The 19,330-nt window shown below is 54.8% G+C and carries 18 protein-coding genes, 1 tRNA gene and 1 pseudogene; 10 read left to right on the forward strand and 10 right to left on the reverse strand.

From position 1 onward, the window contains the following. Positions 1–84 precede the first annotated feature (84 nt). The 9 genes and pseudogenes from AACW87_RS01725 (at position 85) to AACW87_RS01760 (ending at position 6,525) form a co-directional block, all read left to right on the forward strand. Complete coding sequence (locus AACW87_RS01725) at positions 85–315, forward strand: helix-turn-helix domain-containing protein (RefSeq protein WP_212540074.1); 231 nt, start codon at positions 85–87, stop codon at positions 313–315. A 17-nt stretch (positions 316–332) separates the two neighbouring features. Next, positions 333–498 (forward strand): annotated as a pseudogene (locus AACW87_RS01730) (ogr/Delta-like zinc finger family protein); the annotation flags it as partial. Positions 499–509: 11 nt separating this feature from the next. After that, on the forward strand, positions 510–665 hold the full coding sequence (locus AACW87_RS22600; protein WP_445206842.1) for a hypothetical protein: 156 nt from the start codon (positions 510–512) through the stop codon (positions 663–665). Next, a complete protein-coding gene (locus tag AACW87_RS01735) occupies positions 662–1,294 on the forward strand; it encodes a GPO family capsid scaffolding protein (protein ID WP_241326399.1) in 633 nt (210 codons plus the stop codon). The genes AACW87_RS22600 and AACW87_RS01735 overlap by 4 nt, the downstream gene beginning before the upstream one ends. Before the next feature lie 13 nt (positions 1,295–1,307). Beyond that, positions 1,308–2,273 (forward strand): P2 family phage major capsid protein, encoded by a 966-nt coding sequence (locus tag AACW87_RS01740; protein WP_241326400.1) that lies wholly within the window; start codon positions 1,308–1,310, stop codon positions 2,271–2,273. Between the two features lie 4 nt (positions 2,274–2,277). Next, entirely contained in the window at positions 2,278–3,003 is a 726-nt protein-coding gene (locus tag AACW87_RS01745) for a hypothetical protein (RefSeq protein WP_241326401.1), read from the forward strand. Between the two features lie 389 nt (positions 3,004–3,392). Next, positions 3,393–3,560, forward strand: coding sequence for a host cell division inhibitor Icd-like protein (locus AACW87_RS01750; RefSeq protein WP_241326402.1), 168 nt, complete (start codon positions 3,393–3,395; stop codon positions 3,558–3,560). Further along, positions 3,557–3,808 (forward strand): hypothetical protein, encoded by a 252-nt coding sequence (locus AACW87_RS01755; protein ID WP_125601595.1) that lies wholly within the window; start codon positions 3,557–3,559, stop codon positions 3,806–3,808. The genes AACW87_RS01750 and AACW87_RS01755 overlap by 4 nt, the downstream gene beginning before the upstream one ends. Further along, a complete protein-coding gene (locus AACW87_RS01760; protein WP_241326403.1) occupies positions 3,805–6,525 on the forward strand; it encodes a DUF927 domain-containing protein in 2,721 nt (906 codons plus the stop codon). The genes AACW87_RS01755 and AACW87_RS01760 overlap by 4 nt, the downstream gene beginning before the upstream one ends. A gap of 41 nt (positions 6,526–6,566) precedes the next feature. On the opposite strand, the gene AACW87_RS01765 is transcribed toward AACW87_RS01760, so the two are convergent. From AACW87_RS01765 to rpsU, 6 genes are all read right to left on the reverse strand, one after another. Further along, the gene (locus AACW87_RS01765) at positions 6,567–8,252 is read right to left on the reverse strand and encodes an ATP-dependent nuclease (RefSeq protein WP_241326404.1); all 1,686 of its coding nucleotides are present in this window, start codon (positions 8,250–8,252) and stop codon (positions 6,567–6,569) included. Positions 8,253–9,866: 1,614 nt separating this feature from the next. Then, a tRNA-Ile gene (locus AACW87_RS01770) sits at positions 9,867–9,943 on the reverse strand. Positions 9,944–10,139: 196 nt separating this feature from the next. Next, positions 10,140–12,035 (reverse strand): RNA polymerase sigma factor RpoD, encoded by a 1,896-nt coding sequence (gene rpoD, locus AACW87_RS01775; RefSeq protein WP_290019324.1) that lies wholly within the window; start codon positions 12,033–12,035, stop codon positions 10,140–10,142. Between the two features lie 183 nt (positions 12,036–12,218). Further along, complete coding sequence (gene dnaG, locus AACW87_RS01780; RefSeq protein WP_043142101.1) at positions 12,219–14,006, reverse strand: DNA primase; 1,788 nt, start codon at positions 14,004–14,006, stop codon at positions 12,219–12,221. A gap of 88 nt (positions 14,007–14,094) precedes the next feature. Next, a complete protein-coding gene (locus AACW87_RS01785; RefSeq protein WP_043554942.1) occupies positions 14,095–14,538 on the reverse strand; it encodes a GatB/YqeY domain-containing protein in 444 nt (147 codons plus the stop codon). Positions 14,539–14,553: 15 nt separating this feature from the next. Beyond that, positions 14,554–14,769, reverse strand: coding sequence for a 30S ribosomal protein S21 (rpsU, locus tag AACW87_RS01790; RefSeq protein ID WP_005309452.1), 216 nt, complete (start codon positions 14,767–14,769; stop codon positions 14,554–14,556). A 179-nt stretch (positions 14,770–14,948) separates the two neighbouring features. Here rpsU and tsaD point away from each other — a divergent pair, with 179 nt between their 5' ends. Further along, positions 14,949–15,962, forward strand: a complete 1,014-nt coding sequence (gene tsaD / locus AACW87_RS01795) for a tRNA (adenosine(37)-N6)-threonylcarbamoyltransferase complex transferase subunit TsaD (RefSeq protein WP_241326405.1) — start codon at positions 14,949–14,951, stop codon at positions 15,960–15,962. 88 nt (positions 15,963–16,050) lie between these two features. Here tsaD and rpoS read toward each other — a convergent pair whose 3' ends face one another. The 4 genes from rpoS to AACW87_RS01815 are packed head-to-tail and all read right to left on the reverse strand — an operon-like array spanning position 16,051 to position 19,330. Further along, positions 16,051–17,034 carry an RNA polymerase sigma factor RpoS gene (gene rpoS, locus AACW87_RS01800; RefSeq protein ID WP_042872653.1) on the reverse strand — a complete coding sequence of 328 codons (984 nt, stop codon included), beginning with the start codon at positions 17,032–17,034 and terminating at the stop codon, positions 16,051–16,053. A gap of 47 nt (positions 17,035–17,081) precedes the next feature. Then, a complete protein-coding gene (locus AACW87_RS01805; RefSeq protein ID WP_241326406.1) occupies positions 17,082–18,125 on the reverse strand; it encodes a peptidoglycan DD-metalloendopeptidase family protein in 1,044 nt (347 codons plus the stop codon). Between the two features lie 9 nt (positions 18,126–18,134). Further along, entirely contained in the window at positions 18,135–18,716 is a 582-nt protein-coding gene (locus tag AACW87_RS01810) for a YqaA family protein (protein ID WP_043142110.1), read from the reverse strand. Continuing rightward, positions 18,713–19,330: a protein-L-isoaspartate(D-aspartate) O-methyltransferase gene (locus AACW87_RS01815; protein WP_043142113.1), complete on the reverse strand. Its 618-nt coding sequence runs from the start codon at positions 19,328–19,330 to the stop codon at positions 18,713–18,715. The genes AACW87_RS01810 and AACW87_RS01815 overlap by 4 nt, the downstream gene beginning before the upstream one ends.

Raw genomic sequence — 19,330 nt, forward strand, 5'->3', positions numbered from 1 at the left:
AAACCAAGACCACTTTTATCCCTCCCGTTTTCATGGCACCCCAGAGAAAATCAGCTGCATTAAATCAATGCAGGGGGTGCCAATATGAAATCCGCAATTAACCAAAGTACGCCAGACCGTCTCACCCGCCGTGAGGCTGCCGCCTACCTTGGGTTGTCAGAGAAGACCCTCGGGGTGTGGGCCAGTAATGGCCGCTATGAACTCCCTTACTACAAACTAGGCAACCGCACCCTCTACGAACGCGCCGATCTGGATGCGTTCCTGGCAGCACGAAAAATGCTGCATTCCAGCAAACCAGCGAATCCCATCCAATAACCTTGGAGGTACTCACTATGCGTGTGATGTGCACCGAGTGCGGCCAGTTGGGCCGCATCACCAAAACCAACCGCATAACAGCGGGGGTCGCCAACCTCTATTGCCAATGCACAGATGTTAATTGCGGGCACTCCTGGGTATCCACCCTGGCCTATAGCCACACCCTAAGCCCATCCGCAAAAAGTGCCAGCGACATGGCTATCAGCCTGGTGCGTGGCCTGTCGCCGGAAGCACATGGCACCTTGAGCCAAAGCGTGACAGCGCACCAACAGCAATTAGATATGCAGGCTGCTCTGGAGCAGACCAATTCACTGACGAAACCACTTGTAACCCGGAGAGCCGCACAATGACGAGCCAAGTAAAAACCGGCTGGATTTGCATCGCCAGCACGGGGGCAACACTGGATGGCCGCACCATCACCCCCGAGTGTCTGCGCCAGTTGGCCGAGACGTACGACCCGAACTTTTACGTGGCCAACCTCTGGCCAGATGGGGTACGGGGTCGCCCGCTGGGGCACGTCCACGCCGTGAAGCTGCAAGAGCAAGGCGACCAGCTCAAGCTGCTGGCCGAGCTGTGCCCCACTCTGGAACTGATAGACCTCAACACCAGCGGCGCCCATGCCTTTTGCGCCATTGAGGCCAGTGAGAATTTCGCGGGCACTGGCAAGTGGTATCTGTCCGGTGTGACCGTCACTGACCAGCCGACCCTGACGGGGCTAACCCAGCTGCAATTTAGCGCCAAGCCGCCCAGCAGGCGTCCCCTGCTGGTGCCTGTCTCTGCGCCCACACCTGCAAAACCCGCTTTCCGGACATCAAAACCTGAGCAGATGTTTAGCCAGATAGAGGCCCTGTCAGCGGAGGTGACGGCCCTTTGCCGCAAGCTCGACAGCTTCACCCCGTATCGACCCAACCAGCCGAGCGCCCCCGCTGCTGACCGCAGTGACGACCCCACCCACGCCAACCATTACCGTGTTTACTAAGGAGCCCCATCCAATGAGCTTATCTGACCTGCTGCACGATGTGCGCCTGAGCTTTATCCCTGCGCCTCAACCCAGCTTTGGCAACCTCGACAACGCCGCCAGCCTTGCCCTGACAGCGGCCATGCTACAGGCCGCCCCATTTTTGTGGATGGTCTCTATCCAGGGCGTGGATGACCCCCATGCGCTGCGCTTTGACCCGCTCAAGCCAGCCCTGCGCAGTGGCCGCAAGGCACAAGGCCGCTTTCTGGTGCGGGCCGAGCCGAGCAAGCGCGAACACGAATACGAAGAGCTGGACAGCAGCGCCATCTGGACGTGGCAACAGCTGGCCCAGATGCTGGCAGGGCTCGACCAGAGCCAAGCTAACAACCTGCTCGAAGAGCTGGCGTTGGCCGCCTTTGCGGATGACCTGATACGGGTCGGCTTTCATGGCCAGACCGCCGCCGTCAACACCGACCCCGAGGCCAACCCGAACGGGGAAGACGTCATGATGGGCTGGCCTGCGCTGGCCAAGTCCGCCGACCCCGAGGGGCTGCGGGTGCTGCGCGATGCCGTGACGTTCGACCCCAGCGGCAAGGGCGATTTCACCGACTTGGACGCAATGGTATATGCCCTGATTGAGAAGCTGCCGCCAGCCTACCGCCAAGACCCGCGCTTGGTGGTGATGGTCGGCGGCGACCTGCTACGCGCCCACCAGAAAGCCCACCTCAAGCCAGGGCAGGTACGGGACAAGACCCAGCGTATGAAGATTGCCGACTTGGGCTTTGTCTCGCACCAGCACATGCCGAGCACCTATCTGACCATCACGCTGGTCGAGAACCTGCAAGTGCTCACCGTCAACCACACCCACCGCCTCAACGCAGGGGACATTGACGACCTCGCCAGCTGGGGCATTCGCTACAACCGCGCCCAGTCCTACGCCCTGGGCGAGCCCACCGCTTACGCCGCCTTTGATGCCATCACCCTTGCCACCGAGGAGTAACCCCATGCAACAACAGACTTTGCAGGCCGTGCCGACTATTCAGCTCCCTAATGCCCCAATGGGCACCCGCGCCAGCCGATTGGATGAACACGTGGCCCTGTTCCAAAGCGAGCACCAAAAGCTGATGGAGCTGGACAGCGAAATTCAGGTACTGCGTGCACAACGCAAAGCCTTACTAGCCCAAATCCCAGCAGCCAAGGATCGCCGCGAGGAGCTGCGCCAAGGGCGCATTAACCAACTGATGGGCGGGGAGGTGTCACTGGAAGCGGCGCGAGAATACCGCGAGCTGGGGGAACTGCTGGAGGATGCCAAGGCGGCGACCACCTTGTCGGAGTGTCAGGAAAAGCGCTTGGCCATGCCGCTCTATCAGGCCCAGCTGGCGGTCAACAGCGCCCAGAGCATGGTGGCCGGAGGCTATGAAAGCTACCTCGACCACAAGGTGATGCCGTCCATCCTCAACGGGCTCAAGGGGCGACTGGCCGAGCTGGCCGCCCTGACCCACGCCAAGGCCACCATCATGGGGCAGGAAGGGGCGCGCAAGTGGGCACAAAACGAGCTGGCCCACGCCCTCAAAGAGGCAATGAGCGGCGAGCAGGTGGCACTGGATGGCGACAAGCCCGCCGCCCGTGAAGTGTTGGTCACCTCGACCCGCCCGCAAGCGGCTGACCTGCTGGCGCTGTGCAATAGCCCAGGCAAGCGCCAGTGCTTGCAGCGGGAGCTTGGGGAGTAACACAAACCGGAAATACAAAAGGGAGCCTGCCAGGGCTCCCTATTTGCTTACCCCACCCCCAATTCCAGAGGAGCAAGCCCATGCACCATAGCAAAGCCCCTGATCCCCGGCAAGAGTTGCATCCATGGATCAATTCGGATAGCCTCACCCCTATCAAGGGCCTAGACACCCCTTGGTATGGCTGGCGGACTAGACACCCGCAGGTCGTGAATCAACTACGGACAATACGCACCTATCCCTTGATCTTGGGCTCCATGCCCCAGATCTATCCAGTTTTGGGGGCATGGGTCGGGAGCCAAAGAAAACGCCCCCACTGCGCTTTCCTAGTTGAGCGCGGTCTTGCGGCTACCCGATCCGCCATAGTGCTAAGCAACTATGGACCAATCCTCATGATCTTCACCTTCCTGATCGCCACTCGTGGCCGGGTCTCAGACCTGCACCGTATACGCACCATTTCTGCTGTCGCTGATACCGAAGCCCAAGCGCGCGCCAATCTTCCTGGCTTGCCACTCGTGTTTGTTGCCCGTATTCCCAATGCGAAAAGGGGGCAAGCATGAATCAACACCCTCACCCCTCAAAAGAACTTACTCGTGTCACTGCTGATCTCGATGTATCTGCCTGCGCCTTGAATACCCTTTCCCGGTTGCTAACTGCCAGCGTGGATTGGGAGCGTAAAGACCGTATCGAACACGAAGAGTTTACCTATGGCCTATCTGGCCTGTTGCGTGGACTCGCCAAAGAGGTAGAAACCAACTCTTGCCGGATCAGCGAACTGAATGACCGGTTACCGGGAGGTGAATCATGATCTCCCCTCGCATTGTCTCTGATGTCTCCCTAGCAGCCCGTGGTCAATGGCCAGCAATCCTGGCAGAGCTGGGGCTTTCTATTCCCAAACGTGGACAGCATGGCCCCTGCCCTGCCTGTGGTGGGAAAGACCGGTTTCGCCTGGATGACAAGGAAGGGCGAGGGACCTGGATTTGCACACAATGCGGGGCCGGTGATGGTCTAACCCTACTGGCCAAGGCCACCCACAAAAGCACCAAGGAGGCCGCCCAAGAGGTGGCCACCCTACTCGGGCTATCCGCATCGGGTCTTGATGAACAAGAGATAGCAGCCCGCCGTCAGAATGCGGAGCAGATAGCGGCCAAGGCTCGACAGGACGAGGAAAAAGCCAAGCGCAAAGCCTGCACCAGGGCGGCCTCTATCATGCGAGATTGCATCAAAGGACGTAGCCCCTATCTGGCCCTTAAACATTTGCCAGATTGGCTGGCAGACACCAATCAGACCTTGATCCGCGAGGCCCGGCACAACTTCCCCCAAGGCTCCCTGGTAATACCGCTCACAGATGAAAATGATCAGCTGGTCAACGTCCAGCTAATCGACGCACAAGGCGAGAAACGCTATTTGGCCGGCGGCCAGAAAGCAGGGGCATTTCATCGGTTAACCGGTGGCCTGCAAGTCGCCGTCTGTGAAGGCTACGCAACGGGCGTATCCGTCCACTTGGCAACAGGCGCAACCATCTATTGCGCCATGGATACGAGCAACCTGCTGGCAGTCGCAGAGATAGCCAAACGCCGCGAAGGAGCAGATCCGATCCTGATTGCGGGGGATAACGATGCCCAGATTGATGGCAACCCAGGCCAAGCCAAAGCCCAACAAGCCGCTGCAGTGGTAGGAGGGCTAGTTTGCCTTCCTCATGAGGCCGGTGATTGGAACGATTACCACCAAGCCCATGGGCTGCTCGATACCAAGAAGGCGATCATGACCGCTTACGCAAAGACTCAGACACCGGCAGAACAGCCCCCCAAGGCCCCAGAACTACCAGACAACTACAGCATGAGCAAAGAGCGGCTCTTTGCCATGGAGTGGCGCGGCAAGGGAGAGGAGGCGGAACGCGTGCCGGTGCCTATCTGCTCCCCCCTGCACGTCACCGCGATCACCCATACCGAGCAGGGCCAAGGCTTTGGCCGATTGCTGGAATGGCGGGATACCAACGGCAAGACCCGCCGCTGGGCAATGCCCATGCGAATGCTGGTTCACAAAGGCGGTGAGGAGGTGTTCGGCCAGCTGGCAGAAAGCGGGCTCAGTTACATCAACATGAGCAAAAAGAACCTACTGCGTGATTACCTCATGAGCTGCCAACCGCAAGCCCGGATCACCTGTGTTGATCGCACCGGCTGGCACAAGCAAGCCTATGTGCTGCCAAACGGCAACTTAGGGCCGGATGCCAACGAGGTGATCCTGCAAACCACTGGCTATGTGAACAACGACTTCACCACGTCCGGCACCTTGGCTGAATGGCAAGCCCAAGTGGCTGCCCTTGCGGTCGGTAACAGCCGGTTGGCCTTTTCTCTGTCCTGTGCCTTTGCCGCCCCCTTGCTAACGCTGATTGGGGTCGAGGGGGGCGGTTTCCACCTGAAAGGAGAGAGTACCGACGGCAAAACCACCGTCATGATGGCTGCCGCCAGCGTGTACGGCCCCGAGGCATTTGCTCACACATGGCGGGCCACTGGTAACGCCATAGAAGGGATCGCCAGTCGCCGCAACGATGCGCTGCTCTGCCTGGATGAAATCAAGGAGGTGGATGGCCGGGAGGCGGGTCTGGTGGCCTACATGCTGGCCAATGGCCAGGGCAAGGGGCGAAGCCGCCAAGATGGAGAACTACGTGAGCGCAAACAGTGGCGCTTGTTGTTCCTCTCAACTGGCGAGCTTTCCCTAGAAGACCATGCCGAGCAAGCAGGCCAGCGCACTTTTGCCGGTATGGAGATCCGTACAATCCAGATCCCGAGTGATACCGGCAAGCACGGCGCGTTTGAGGAGCTACACGGCATGGCCGATGGCCGCCAGTTCGCCGATACCCTGCGCGAGCGCCTGCAAGGCCAACACGGCACCGCCTTTCGGGCCTATGTCGAGGCATTCGCCAACGACTTGAACGAGCACAGCGCCTGGATGAAGGGCGAGATCCGCCGACTGATCACCACCATGACGCCAGAGGGCGCCGGTAATCAGGTAGGCCGAGCCATTAACCGCTTTGCCCTGGTAGCCGCAGCCGGTGAGCTGGCCACACGGTTAGGCATCACTGGATGGCAATCGGGAGAAGCCACCAAAGCCGCGAGAATGTGCCTTGATGCGTGGCTGGCCGACCGTGGCCACCTTGGCAACCAGGAAGACGCCGCAACCCTGCGCCAAATCCGCCAGTTCTTTACCGCTTACCAGTACAGCCGGTTTGCTGACTGGGATGATCCGAATCATCGACCGACACAGATGGTTGGTTATAGAAAGAATCCAAAAGTTGGAAGCAATGAGTTTGTTTTATTCTATGTCCTTCCTGAGGGCTGGAAAGAAATAAATAATGGAAGGGATTCAAAAAAAGCAGCTAAATTAGCAAATGAGCACGGGATATTACTGAAAACTCAAGATAATAAAACGCAAGCATTGATTAGATTACCAGGATTAAAACCAATGCGGGTTTATATTGTAGATGGTGGAGCCATTTTTGACACTGTCACATTAAAATACTGACAGCCACAATATGGCTCACACAATTTAAGTGGAAGCGTTACTTAACGATTCCACTTTTTTATCTCATTACATAGCTTAAGAAGATTTTCATATAAATCCAAACTTTCTTTTAGCATGTCCTCTGTCATGAATGGAATCAATTGACTAGCAAGAATTGTTTTTCTGCTTTCATATGACTTTCCTTTGCTTGGTAAATACCCCTCAAGATAATCAAAGAAGTTTTCATACTGCTCAACTTGGGCAACTTCATGACTTATACCAAAAGCATTTTTTATCGAACCAGTAGGAATATAGTTCTCAATTTCCTTTCCTTTAGTGAGCCAGCAGAATGCTTTTATGTCTTCAAACTCAGATATAATTCTTTTTTTTGTATCGTTAATTCTACTTGACTTGTTTCTTTTGTCACTATCTATCAGTATAGCGGCATTTCTATTGGCTTTTAAGATAGATACCCCATTGTCTTTATCTGCCTCGGAAATTGCTGAAAGGTGGGAAAGCAATCTTCCACCATAAAATACAACCTGATAATGTGTCCCTTCTCTCAACTCTCCATTGCTTACAATTTCGATCCATCTATTAATATAAATCCTGTCAGAAGGCCCCTCAACCCAGATAATACCATTCGCTTGGAGTATATCACTGGCCCTTACATCAAGGTCATCTAAAATACCATGGTTATCAAAGTATGTTCTTGCGACTGTACACGTGGATTCGCCATCTTTTTGGCTTACATGAATAATCTGCGCATTATCTTGTTTACTAAACTGATCAATTAAAATATTAGAATGTGTAGTAATAAAATAAACAAAGTCATTCTCAATCGATGCATTATATATGTAAGTATTTAGTCTCCGTAGTAGTGATGGATGAATATTATTCTCTAACTCTTCAAAGCCAAAGATAAAATCCTCTAAGGGTCGGCGCTCTAGATGAGGGATAAGAATAAGAAATGATAGCACACTGATTACAGTTTTTAATCCACTACCAGACTTTGATAACTGCACTCGTCCTTTATTCTTTTCCTCTAGATAGATCTCCCATTCTTTAGAGTCATTATGTAGCTGGCATACTATATCAACAAAGTGAGCATCATGAGAGAAAATTGCATTCAGGCCATCTAATAACTTACTCTCAACCAAATCACTGGGTAAGTCAGCTCTATTTATGAAGTTTTGAATAGTATTTGTCAAGCCTTGGCCATTCCCTGCAATAGCCAAGCCGTCTGTAGATGGCTCTGGCTTTATATCTCGCTCAGCAAACAGTCTCTTGAAAACTTTACCTTGAAATGGTCGACTAACATTTGTAACAAAAGAATCTCTATGACTCGGAAGGTCATTTAAATGCGGATGAATATCACCATCGTCAACATAAAGCAATGTTCTTTGCCTGCTTTTGGCAGTGTCACCTTCAGACCAAATTATTTTTCTACCTAAAAATCTCATACCATATTCAAAGTCATTTCTATGGTTTATCGCTATGGTCGACGATACATGATTATCATAAAATGTTTTCCTTATCGCCTCTTCGTCAATGGACCTCCCGATTATTAATTTGGTTTTCCCCCCTAGTCCATAAGAGGGTGACACCATAATTTCTATTATATCTAAAATAGATGATTTTCCACTATTATTTCTACCTATAATAACATTAACTCTTTTTATAGAGTCAAATCCAACTTGATTCTTAAAACACTTATAATCAGATATTTTTATTGATGTAGCGTCCATGTTCCCTTCTCACCTCAACCAAACACAATATTAACAACCCTACACTCCCAGAACATAATATCCAACAATACGCTAAAGAGCTAGTTATGAATTTTATAAATGCTATCAATTAAAGCAAACAAACCCATGGATAAATAACCAAGGAGGCGCACTATCACCACTGAGCTACAAAACGTGCATCAACTCCAACATACATATTACGAGTGTCCCGTGCGTTGCAAAGACCTGACGTAATAAGGAAATTACTTAAATACGCTAGATCGCAATAGAAAATAATTAATAACACCGATGTCATTCAATAGCCCATAGCAGGTAACTCCGTACATTCCCATATTAGCTACCTTATAGGTCCTCAAAATAGCCACAGACAAGGCTGCATCACGGAATCCGCGCTCTTCCGCTCCCGCCTGCGGGCCGCACCAAGAAAAATTTTTGCAAAACTGGATTACCGCAGTTTCCTAGCTCTAGGCCGCGCCGTGCTTGGGGCTTAGGTGCACAGATGAGATTTCACAAAGTGAAAAAAATTGCTGCTTTTTGCAAAAACAGGGTCCGGCTTCAGGCCAGACAAAAAATACAACATATTGATAAATATGATAAAAACCTATTTTCCGTGGCAATTTTTTATCATGGAGTGAATCTCTTTCCTGTCCCACGAAAGAAGGTTTTTTACTTAAAAAACATATGGTTATATACGTTTTCACCAACTTCAAGAAAGTGGGAAATTTCAGTTTTCAGCCGAAGAAAAGAGTAACAGGAAGACAGAATCAAAAGACTCCTGTGATGTTATTCACAGTCATATCATTATCGGCTCGATATGCTGTTCATGGAGCCATAAGGCTTCATAGACGACAACTAAAAGGCTGATGCAATGCGCTACTACGTAAACAAGAAAGCTCAACCAAACGGTGATCACGAAGTCCATACCGCAACGTGTACCCACGGCCCTGACTCGGCTAATGCCATGTACTTGGGAGACTTCGTAAGTTGCGGGCCTGCCGTTACTCAAGCAAAGAAGACATACAGCCAATCAAATGGTTGTTACTACTGCTGTAACCCTTGCCACACTAGTTGATCCTGTAGCAACTGCGATAAGGGGCCTCCGGGCCCCTTTGTCATAGAGTGGGTAACCAATCTGGGGAAACTACTGCTGCGAGTAAGCTAATACTGCAATCTGTAACCGCTCGGGGTTACAGGTTACACCGCCAAGCAGAATGACTGTAGCCCAAGCCAGACAAGGGCTACGAGCTTGTAACCTCACACCGTTTCCATAGCGTGTAACCTCTATCAGCTTTTCAGGCCACGATAGAGGTTACAGCGTCAAGCCGCGCCAGTACTGGGCTAGAGCCGAGTTGTAACCTCGTAACCCGTGTAACCCCGGTTTTTTCGACATATAGAGATAAAAAGGAAAATGCCTAGTTACGTGAAAGAGATCCAACAGTCAGCCTCAATGGTGTCTCTTCAAAGGGGCTGGAGCTATTTTTCTACCTGAGGGCGAAAATTTTTTTAGGAGGGATACGAGCTATTTTAGAGTGGATGCTCTACAGGCTGAAATATCCTATAGGTATCCTAGTGAAAAGAGGGTTGGCGAGTACTAACTCGCCAACCCTCTGGAATTGGTGGCCCCTGCCCGACTTGAACGGGCGACCAATCGATTATGAGTCGACTGCTCTAACCAACTGAGCTAAGGGGCCAGATTGTTGGTTTTGCGGCGTGGATTATAGGGGATGTAGAGAAGCCAGTCTATAGGTAGATCAACCACTTGGCGACATTTTGTCCACTTTCCTGCCAATATTCCTGCCAACCCGCTCATGTCCCATAAAGTCCGGATAAAACAAAGCCCCGCATGGCGGGGCTTTTGAGACGACGGCTCTGGGCACATCCCCGGGACTATTCGTCCAGGAAGCTGCGCAGCACTTCCGAGCGGCTCGGGTGGCGCAATTTGCGCAGTGCCTTGGCTTCGATCTGACGAATACGCTCACGGGTGACGTCGAACTGCTTGCCCACTTCCTCGAGGGTGTGGTCAGTGTTCATGTCGATACCGAAACGCATCCGCAGTACCTTGGCTTCGCGGGCGGTCAGGCCAGCCAGCACTTCGCGGGTCGCGTTGCGCAGGCTCTCGCTGGTCGCCGCATCCGCCGGCAAAGCCAGGGTGGTATCTTCGATGAAGTCGCCCAAGTGGGAGTCTTCATCATCACCAATGGGCGTCTCCATGGAGATGGGCTCCTTGGCGATCTTCAATACCTTGCGGATCTTGTCTTCCGGCATGCCCATGCGCATGGCCAGCTCTTCCGGGTTCGGTTCACGACCCATCTCCTGCAGCATCTGACGGGAGATACGGTTGAGCTTGTTGATGGTCTCGATCATGTGTACCGGGATACGGATGGTACGGGCCTGATCCGCAATGGAGCGGGTAATGGCCTGACGGATCCACCAGGTAGCGTAAGTCGAGAACTTGTAGCCACGACGGTATTCAAATTTGTCTACCGCCTTCATCAGACCTATGTTGCCCTCCTGGATCAGATCCAGGAATTGCAGGCCACGGTTGGTGTACTTCTTGGCGATAGAGATAACCAGACGCAAGTTGGCCTCAACCATCTCTTTCTTCGCACGGCGGGCCTTGGCCTCACCTATGCTCATGCGGCGGTTGATATCCTTGATCTGGGCAATGGAGAGACCAGTCTCTTCTTCGATCTGCTGCAACTTGCCGATGGAACGCAGCACTTCTTCGTCCATCTCGACCAGACGCGGAGACCAGGCTTTGCCAGCCTGTTTCTGGTATTCAAACCAGGCAGTTTCACACTCGTTGTTGGTGAAGGCCGCGACGAAGGTTTTCTTCGGCATCTTGGCCTGCTCAACGCAGAGTTTCATGATGATGCGTTCCTGTACGCGGACCCGCTCCATCATCTCGCGCATGTTGTTGACCAGGCGATCGAACTGCTTGGGCATCAGGCGGAATTGACGGAACACATCGGCCAGCAGGGCAATCGCAGCCTGGGTGTCTTCGTGAGCGCGGCCATTCTTCTGGATGGAGAGGCGCGTTACCTCATACTGGGCACGCAGCTCGCCAAACTTTTCGCGAGCGACTTCCGGATCCGGACCACCGTCACCGTCGTCGTCCGAGCTTTCGCCGTCTTCGTCTTCATCTTCGTCTTCATCTTCGTCTTCGTCGGCCAGATCGTCTTCGCCGAGTTCAGAACCGATGTGAGTCGCGGTCGGCGCGACGTCGTCGGTCTCGTTAGGATCGATGAAACCCGAGATGATGTCGGACAGACGAAGCTGTTCGGCTTCGTATTTATCATACTGCTCAAGCAGATAGGTAATCGCTTCCGGGTACTCGGCAACGGAGCTTTGTACCTGGTTGATACCGTCTTCGATCCGCTTGGCGATGTCGATTTCGCCTTCGCGGGTCAGCAGTTCGACGGTACCCATTTCCCGCATGTACATGCGGACGGGATCGGTCGTACGACCAATCTCAGATTCAACAGATGCCAGTGCCTGGGCAGCTGCTTCGGCAGCGTCCTCATCGGCGGTGCCACCTTCAGCCATGATAAGGTCATCGGCATCCGGGGCGTTTTCAACCACCTGAATACCCATATCGTTGATCATCTGGATGATGTCTTCGATCTGGTCAGAGTCGACAATGTCTTGCGGGAGGTGATCGTTCACCTCGGCATAGGTCAGGTAGCCCTGTTCTTTACCTTTGGCAACGAGGAGTTTAAGCTGAGACTGCGGGGTTTGCTCCATAGAACTCATCCGGTTGGTGTTGCTAGGTTGCGCGTACAGTGCGCTGCTGCGCAAATAGCCAATTCTAATAGAAAACCGCCAGACATGCTATGTCTGGTTGCGGCGTCGGTCATGAGAAACCCCTGCCCGCAGTATTGTCGGGGCCAGGCGGTTATAAAATTTTTGCTTTTAATCCCGTCGATTCGGGCAACGGTATTCATATTGGGACTAATCACTCAAATATCAAGCCCCACTCTCATTTCTTTTCTCAATCTGTACCTCTCTGATCAGCATCATCAGCTCCTGCGTTTCCTCAGAGCTTAGCCCTTCCTGAGCCACCTTGGCCTGCAGTTCTTCAATTCGTTGCTTCAGAAACTGGTTGATGAAACCGACAAAGGTATCCTGCAGCTCTCCCAGAATATCCGGCTCTTGGTCGAGCTTGATCTCTTCAAACAAGTCGTGCATCGCCAGCTGGGCGAGGATCTCGCCCTCTTTGGTGCCGCGCCAGTGCTCCAGCAAGATGCCAGTGGTGATCCCGGGCTGGGCTAGGATCTGCTGATGCAGCTGCAACAGGAACTTGATGCCTTGTACCCGCAGCCCGGCCAGCTCAGGCATGGCCGGCAGCTCGGCCGTCACCGCAGGATATTGCACCATCAGAGCCAGTGCCCGACGCAGCGGCGTCAGCTTGGCGGCCTTGGGTTTGGTGAGTTCGGCCTTGGGTTGGCTATTGCGGGCGAACAGTTCGGCAATTCGCTGCTTGTTCTCACCCCAGCGCATCATGCTGGAGAGACGGGTGATCAGCCCCTCGCGGGTAAACCCCTCCGGTACCCGACGGATCAGTTCGGCAGCCTTGTTGGCCACCTCGAACTTGCCCGCCTCACCGGACAGTGCAGCATCCCGCCCCAGACGCTCGAACATGAAGTCGGCGAAAGGCTGTGCCTGATCCAGCAGGGCCTCGAAACCCTCCCTGCCAATCTGGCGGACCAGCGAATCGGGATCCTCACCATCGGGCAGGAACACGAACTTGAGTTCACGCCCATCCTGCAGATGAGAGAGGGCATTATCCAGCGCCCGCCAGGCCGCCTCACGGCCGGCCTTGTCGCCGTCATAGCAGCAGACCACCTCAGCCGTGGTACGAAACAGGGTGTGAATATGGTCAGTGGTGGTGGCAGTACCCAGTGCAGCCACCGCATAATCGATGTCGTACTGACCGAGCGCCACCACGTCCATGTAGCCCTCCACCACCAGGATCCGGCGAGGATCCTTGTGGGCCTGCTTCACCTCGTAGAGGCCGAACAGCTCCCGCCCCTTGTGGAAGATGGGGGTTTCCGGCGAGTTGAGGTACTTGGGCGTACCCTCTCCCAGCACCCGGCCGCCAAAACCTATGACCCGGCCTCGCTTGTCCCGGATCGGGAACATGATGCGATCGCGAAAGCGATCATAGCTGCCGGGACCGCTGTCACGCGTGATCAGCATGCCGCCCGAGATGAGCAGTTGCTCGTGATCCCGGCTGGCGCCAAAGCGGCGTCTCACCTGATCCCAGTCTGCGGGGGCATAACCGATATTGAAACGCTTGACCACTTCACCAGTCAGGCCGCGCCCCTTCAAGTATTCCACCGCCTGGGGGGCGCTCTTGAGATTGCTCTCGTAGAATCGGGCGATCTGGTTCATCAGCTCATAAAGATCCTTGCTGACGGCCGGTTGACTATTGGTCGAGCCGCCAATGCTCTGCTCGCGAGGCACCTGCATGCCCTGCATGCTGGCGAGCTCTTCGATGGCATCGGGGAATTCGAGACCGTCGTACTCCATGACAAAGCCGATGGCGTTGCCGTGGGCGCCACAACCGAAGCAGTGATAGAACTGTTTCTCCTGGCTGACGGTAAAAGAAGGACTTTTTTCGTTATGAAAAGGGCAGCAAGCCTGGTAGTTCTTACCGGCTTTTTTCAGCCGCACTCGCGAGTCGATCAGCTCGACTATGTCTGTGCGTACGAGCAGATCATCGATAAAGGATTGTGGGATCCTGCCTGCCATAACCGTCCTGTTTCACTGCGTAGAAAATAAAAAAGCCGCGCATTCCCAGGGAAGCACGGCTTCTTCGACCAAACAAGAGAGTTGCCTGTTACGCCAAGCGGGTTTTCACCTGAGCACTGACGGCGCCGACATCGGCACGCCCCTGAATTTTCGGCTTCAAGACAGCCATGACCTTGCCCATATCAGCCATGACGGCAGCACCACTTTCAGCGATGGCTTGCTCAATCAGTGCGGCAATTTCGTCTGCGGTCAGCTGTTGTGGCAGGAATTCCTGCAGCACAACGATCTCTGCGGACTCTTTGTCGGCGAGATCCTGGCGACCGGCAGCTTCAAATTGGCTGATGGAATCGCGGCGCTGTTTGACCATTTTGGTCACGACAGCGAGGATATCCTCATCATTGAGCTCGATACGGGAATCAACTTCACGTTGCTTGATTTCTGCCATCAACAAACGGATCGCCCCCAAGCGAGCCTTATCTCTGGCAAGCATGGCAAGTTTTTGTTGATCCTTGAGTTGATCCTTCAGAGACACGGCATTATCTCCCGATTAGTACAGGCGGATACGACGTGCGTTTTCGCGAGACAGCTTCTTGGCGTGACGCTTTACAGCAGACGCTTTGGCGCGCTTACGAATGGTAGTCGGCTTCTCGTAGAACTCACGGCTACGAACTTCAGACAGGATACCGGCCTTTTCGCAAGAACGCTTGAAGCGACGCAGAGCAACGTCAAACGGCTCATTTTCACGGACTTTGATTACTGGCATGTGCCTTTCACCTCAGTGATATATTGTTAGCTGACCATCAGTCGATCAGCATGTCTTAAAATGGTGCGAAATTATACTCTGGACAGGGAATGAAAGTAAACCCGCAGAGATCGCTCTGGTTTAAAAAACCCGCGAAGGTTACCATAGCCGTCTCATTTTAGCAGTGAAATTTTTTAGCAATGCGTGTATTGGGTATAGAGACATCCTGTGACGAAACCGGGATCGCGATCTTCGACGATCAAAAAGGGATCCTTTCCCATCAGTTATACAGCCAGGTCAAGCTGCATGCGGACTACGGTGGCGTCGTCCCCGAACTCGCCAGCCGGGATCACGTTCGCAAGACGATCCCCTTGATCCAGGCCGCATTGCAAGAGGCGGGACTGGATAAAGATGACATAGACGGCATTGCCTATACCGCGGGTCCAGGGCTGGTTGGCGCCATCCTGGTAGGGGCCACCATAGGCCGCTCGCTGGCGATGGCATGGAACAAACCGGCCATCGCCGTGCATCATATGGAAGGCCACCTGCTGGCTCCCATGCTGGAAGAGAGGGCGCCCGAGTTCCCCTTCGTGGCGCTGCTGGTCTCCGGCGGTCACTCCATGCTGGTGCGGGTTGACGGTATCGGCAGCTATCAGCTGCTGGGCGAGTCGATCGATGATGCCGCCGGTGAGGCGTTTGACAAGACCGCCAAGCTGATGGGGCTGGACTACCCGGGTGGCCCCCTGCTCTCCCGGCTGGCCGAGAAGGGCGCCAGCGGTCGCTTCCACTTTCCCCGTCCCATGACCGACAGGCCCGGACTCGACATGAGCTTCTCCGGCCTCAAGACCTTTGCTGCCAACACCATAGCCGCCAACGGCGACGATGAGCAGACCCGTGCCGATATCGCCCGTGCGTTTGAAGATGCAGTGGTCGATACCCTGGCCATCAAGTGCCGTCGGGCCTTGAAAGAGACCGACCTCACGCGGCTGGTGGTCGCCGGTGGTGTCAGCGCCAACCGTCACCTGCGTGCCCAGCTGGCCGAGCTGATGGAGAGCCTCAAAGGCGAGGTGTTCTATCCGCGCACCGAATATTGCACCGATAACGGTGCCATGATCGCCTATGCGGGCATGCAGCGCCTCAAAGCCGGTGTATTCGAGCCGCTGGCGGTCAAGGCGGTGCCGCGCTGGCCGCTGGACACCCTGGATCCGGTGTGATCCTGCGGATCCGGTTGCAATGAAAAAGGGGCTCATGGCCCCTTTTTTGTTGTTGTCAGCAGCACCAATGCCCCCTGATTGGGACTCGCTAATTGGTACGAAACAGCGCCTCGATGGAGAGTCCCTGCCCCAGCAGGATCTCCCGCAGGCGGCGCAGTCCTTCCACCTGGATCTGGCGTACCCGCTCCCGGGTCAAGCCGATCTCGGACCCCACGTCTTCCAGCGTGGCCGGTTCATAACCGAGCAGACCGAAACGACGCGCCAGCACCTCACGCTGCTTGGGATTAAGCTCCTCCAGCCAGTGCACTATGCTGGCACGCATGTCGTCATCCTGCGACTCCAGCTCGGGCCCCATGCCACGTTCGTCAGAGAGCACATCCAGCAGCGCCTTGTCGCGATCGCCACCGATGGGAGTATCCACAGAGGTGATCTTCTCGTTGAGCTTGAGCATGCGATTCACGTCGTCTACAGAACGATCCAGCGCAAAGGCGATGTCTTCTGCGGTCGGTTCATGATCGAGACGGTGAGAGAGTTCACGAGCGGTACGCAGATAGACGTTCAGCTCTTTGACCACATGGATGGGCAGACGGATGGTGCGAGTCTGGTTCATGATGGCCCGCTCTATGGTCTGGCGGATCCACCAGGTGGCATAGGTCGAGAAACGGAAGCCGCGCTCGGGATCGAATTTTTCGACCGCACGGATGAGACCGAGGTTGCCCTCTTCGATGAGATCCAGCAGCACCAGGCCGCGGTTGTTGTAGCGACGGGCGATCTTGACCACCAGTCGCAGATTGGACTCAATCATGCGCTTGCGAGCGGCTTTATCGCCTCGCAAGGCACGACGAGCGTAATAGACTTCTTCTTCGGCGGTGAGCAGGGGGGAGAAACCTATCTCCCCCAGATAGAGCTGGGTGGCATCCATCACCTTGTTCAGTTCCGGTGCCATCAGTTCGTCGGAAATAGTCTCTTCGACCTCGGCCGCGACTTCCCGAACCTCTTCCTCCTCGTGGGTCTCCAGCTCCTCGTCGAACTCTAACTCTGCATCCTGCATAACCAGTTGTTCTTGGCTCATGGCGTGTCTCCCTGACCTGAACCAGAGTAAGACTTAACTCTCTGGGGTTAACGCTTTGGCAAATGGCTCATCGGGTTTATCGATTTGCCTCGATACCGGATTTCAAAGTGCAATCGCACATCCGGTGCGTCCGTGCTACCCATGTTGGCAATGACTGCTCCGCCCTTGACGCTGTCTCCTTCCCTGACCCGCAACTCATCGTTGTGAGCGTAGGCAGAGAGGTAGTCATCATCATGCTTGAGGATGATCAGCTTGCCATAACCCCTTAGTGCGCTACCCGCATAGACGACCTTGCCGCCACTCGCTGCGTAGACGGGTTGTCCCTTCTGACCAGCGATATCTATGCCCTTGTTTCCCTGTTCTGCAACGGAGAAACCCTCGACGATCCGGCCTTGTGTCGGCCAGTGCCAAGAAAGTCTCGACTGAGGCTTGTTGTCTGTTTTTTGTTCTTTGATCTGAGCGTATTCTTTTGAAGATGGCTGAGCAATCGTTTTCTGTTTGATAAATGGGGTGGTCGTACCTGATGGCGCTGTCGCCAGAGGTTTGGGGCCGGTACTTTGTGGCGTGACCGGACGGGTCGCGGCGACCATCTGGCTCTCTCCCGTGCTGGCAGACTGCACATTCAGCACCTGGCCGACGTGGAGTGCATAGGGAGCCTGCAGACTGTTGCTCTGTGCCAGCGTCTGATTCGACATGCCAAACTGACGGCCTATGCTGCTCAGGGTATCACCGCGCCGTACCTGGTAGGTGCCGGCACTGCGGGCAACAGTCTGACTGCCAGCGGATGAATCGAACCGGATCTGTTGCCCTGGATAGATGTTATAGGGAGGGCTGATGCCGTTGAGGCTGGCCAGAGACGGCACATCATTGCCCGAGTTGAAGGCGATGGAGTAGAGGGTATCCCCTTTTTTCACCGTGTAGCTGTTGCCCTGAATGGCCGGCTGAGCCGACCCCTGACGAGTCGGTACTGTGGAGACGAGGCGATCATTGCCCAATCCCTGTACCGGAGCAGCAGTCTTGCTGGAAGAGCAAGCGAGCAGCAGCCATGACAACACGACGATACTGCTTCCTTGCCAAACACGCGAACGCATAGTGGATCCTTAACGACTAAACCAGAAATAGGCCACAACGGCCAAACCAATACAGAGCCAGCCCAGCACATCCACATAGTGCATCAGCTTGCGCTCCATCTTCTCACCGCCCCAGCGCATCAGGCCTGCCACCAGGAAAAAGCGCATGCCACGACCGATCAACGAGGTCACGATGAAGGGCAACAGCGCCATTTGCAGCAGGCCTGCCGTGACGGTAAACACCTTGTAGGGGATCGGCGTGAAGCTGGCAATAAAAATCACCCAGATGCCCCACTGCTCGAACCACTGCCGGGCCAGGCTAATTTTTTCTTCATATCCCACCGAGGCAACCAGCGGCTGCACCACGGGCTCCCACAGGGCATAGCCGAGTGCATAGCCAAACAACGCCCCCAATACGGAGAAGGTTGTCGCCAACCCGGCGTAGTGCCACGCCTTATGCGGCCTGGCCAGCGCCATGGGCGCCAGCATGACGTCCACCGGGATCGGCCAGAACACCGACTCGACAAAGGCGGTGATCGCCAGATAATAAGGGGCGTACTTGTGGCGGGCCCACTGCATCACCAGCACGTACAGACGAGAAAACAAGGTCACTCAACATCTCCGTCGATCAGGGGAACAAACCGCACCGGCTCCAGGATCTTGCTGGTCAGCTGGGAGCCGGATCGCTCGATCAGCTGCAGCGTCTGCTGGCTGTCCCCCACCGGCAGCACCAGACGGCCACCATCGGCCAGTTGATCGGTAAGGGCTGTGGGCACCTCGCTGGCCGCAGCCGTCACCAGGATCGCATCAAACGGCCCCTTGTTGGGCCAGCCCAGCCAGCCGTTGCCGTGCTTGGCGGAGACATTGTGCAGATCGAGCTGCCGCAGCCGGCGTCTGGCCTGGAACTGCAGCGACTTGATCCGCTCCACCGTGTAGACATGCTCCACCAGGTGAGCCAGCACCGCCGTCTGATAACCGGAGCCGGTGCCGATCTCCAGCACGTGGGCCGGATCATTCTGGATCAGCAACTCTGTCATCCGCGCCACCATATAAGGCTGGGAGATGGTCTGACCGTGGCCTATGGGCAACGCCGTGTTGTCCCAGGCCTTGTGGGCCATGGCTTCATCCACAAACAGCTGGCGCGGCACTTTCGCAATCGCCGCGAGTACGCGGAAATCACGAATGTCCTGTGCGATCAGCTGGTTTAACAGGCGCTGTACTATCAC

Origin of the sequence: Aeromonas sp. MR7 (assembly GCF_963899385.1) — a bacterium.
Taxonomy (GTDB): domain Bacteria; phylum Pseudomonadota; class Gammaproteobacteria; order Enterobacterales; family Aeromonadaceae; genus Aeromonas; species Aeromonas bestiarum.